This is a genomic window from Actinoplanes sp. NPDC051633, assembly GCF_040681735.1.
In the GTDB taxonomy this organism is placed as follows: Bacteria; Actinomycetota; Actinomycetes; order Mycobacteriales; family Micromonosporaceae; genus Actinoplanes.
In genome coordinates this window covers 1-2,275 of the sequence record NZ_JBFAZH010001216.1, presented here as the reverse complement: position 1 = coordinate 2,275, position 2,275 = coordinate 1, and the positions used below count along the sequence as shown (strand labels likewise).

General features: G+C 71.6%; 2 protein-coding genes. Both read right to left on the bottom strand.

The genetic code is table 11. From position 1 onward, the window contains the following. Window positions 1–533, bottom strand: a 533-nt coding sequence (locus AB0M20_RS39200) for a response regulator (RefSeq protein ID WP_364306095.1), incomplete at its 3' end; no start/stop codon positions are given. Next, a complete protein-coding gene (locus tag AB0M20_RS39195) occupies window positions 530–2,080 on the bottom strand; it encodes an ATP-binding protein (RefSeq protein WP_364306094.1) in 1,551 nt (516 codons plus the stop codon). The genes AB0M20_RS39195 and AB0M20_RS39200, both read right to left, overlap by 4 nt. Window positions 2,081–2,275 lie beyond the last annotated feature (195 nt).

Genomic DNA, 2,275 nt, shown 5'->3' with positions numbered 1-2,275 from the left:
CGCTCGGCGCACTCGGCCGCGGACAGGTCGCCGTCGCAGGACCGCATGGCCGCGGCGATCAGCGCCGAGGTGTCCGCGGTCAGCCCTTTGGGCAGTGCCGGCCGCTTCGCGCGCAGAGCGGTGAACAGCTCGTCCACATCGGACTGTGCCAGGTCGTCGGTGTTGAGCCGGCCGACCGCGGCCGCATATCTCTCCAGGCGATCGCGCAGCACATCGAAGGTGAACGGCTTCAGCACGTAGTGCACCACCCCGCCGTGCAGCGCGCTCTTCACCGTGGCGACGTCGCGGGCCGCCGTGACCGCGAGCACGTCCGGGCTCGTCGGGCGCTCGCGCAGCTGCCGCAGAACCTCGAGTCCCGTGATGTCCGGCAGGTAGATGTCGAGCAGCAGCAGGTCGGCGTCGCCCGCCATGGCCAGCGCGTCCGCCCCGGTGTGCGCGACGCCGATCGTGGTGAAGCCGGGCACCCGGTCGACGAAGCCGCGGTGCACCTTGGCGACCATGAAGTCGTCGTCCACCACCAGGACACGAATCACTCGACCGTCTCCTTCGTCCTCTGCAGCCGGGCCGTGAACGTCGACCCGTCCACCGACACGCGGCCGCCGCAGATCAGCCGGATCAGGGCGAGCCCGAGGCCGTGATGGCCGTCGGTCTCACCCTTCGTGCTGTAGCCCTGCTGGAACACCCGCTCGGCGAGCGCCGGATCCACCCCCGGGCCGCTGTCCGTCACGGTCACCACGACGTCGTCATCCTCCGCGCGTACCGAAACCTCGATCTCACCGCCCGCACCCACCGCGTCGAACGCGTTGTCGACCAGATTGCCCACCACCGTCACCAGATCGGCGGCCAGCCGGTCGCCGACCGGCGGCAGGTCGGTGTCCGGGCCGATGGTCAGCGTGACGTTCTGCTCCGCGGCCTGGCTCGCCTTCGCGATCAGCAGCGCCGCCAGCGCCGGGTCGCGCACCACGCGGGTCACCTCGCGGTCCAGGCTCTCGTGCAACTCGCTGGTCCGGGTGATGTAGCGGACGACCTCGTCGTGCTCCCCCAGCTCGACCAGGCCGGCGATGGTGTGCAGCCGGTTCACGAACTCGTGCGCCTGCGCTCGCAGCGTGTCGGTGGTGTGCCGGCTGACGTCGAGCTCCCGGCGCAGCGCGGTGAGCTCGGTGCGATCGCGCAGGGTGGTCACCGAGCCGACGTCGCGCCCGCGCATCACCACCGGTTGCCGGTTGAGCACCACCACGCGGTCGTCGTTGAGCACCACCTGGTCGACGCCCGCCGAGCGCCCGGTGAGCACGTCCAGCAGCGCCGGATCGAGGCCCAGCTCCGGCAGCGCGCGGCCGACCGCATCGGCGCGCAGCCCGAGCAGCCGGATCGCCTCGTCGTTGACCAGCGTCACGCGGTCGGCCGAGTCGGTGCCGATCACGCCCTCCTTGATGCCGTGCAGCATCGCCTCGCGGTGCTCGACCAGCCCGGAGATCTCCCGCGGCTCCATGCCGAGCGTCTGCCGCTTGACCCGGCGGCTCAGCAGCAGCGACCCGCCGACCCCGACGACGGCGCCGAGCACCAGGTAGATCAACAGGTTGGGCACCGCGGATCCGAGCTGACCGACCAGCGTCGGATACGTGCGCCCGACGATGATCAGCCCGATGAACCGCCCGTCCTCCTCGTCCAGCACCGGCACGTGCGCGACCAGCGCCTTCGTACCCGTGTCCAGCACACCGACCCACGACCGCCCGGACAGTCCCGTGCTGGCGCCCAACGTCGCGGGCCGACCGGCGTCGGGCCCGGTCACGAGCGTGCCGCCGGCATCCGCGATCACCACATAGGAGGCGCCGGAAACCGCGCGCGCACTCTCCGCCACGGTTTCGAGAGCGTCCCGGCCGAGCGGATTCCCAAGACCCAGTCGGACGGTACGGTTGATCGCCGCGTTCTCGCCCACCGAGCGCAGCCGCTCCCCCTCGGTCCGGCGGAAGGCGGCGTCGGCCTCGGCAAGGGAAACGGCCGCCACCGCGCACACGACGAGCAGCACGATGGCCAGTTGCACCACGAGCAACTGGCCGGCCAGCGACAGCCGTTGACGCATGCCTCATGGTGTCTGCTTGCGCCGCCGGGCGGAAGGGTCTTGGCTCCAGACATGCGCCGGCGAACCCTCCTGGCCCTGGCGGCCCTGAGTGGCTGCGCCGCGCCACCCGAACGCATCCGGATCATGGTGCCCAATCCGCCGGGCAGTGGCTACGACGTCACGGCCCGGGTGCTGGCCGGCACCACCGTCGAGGTC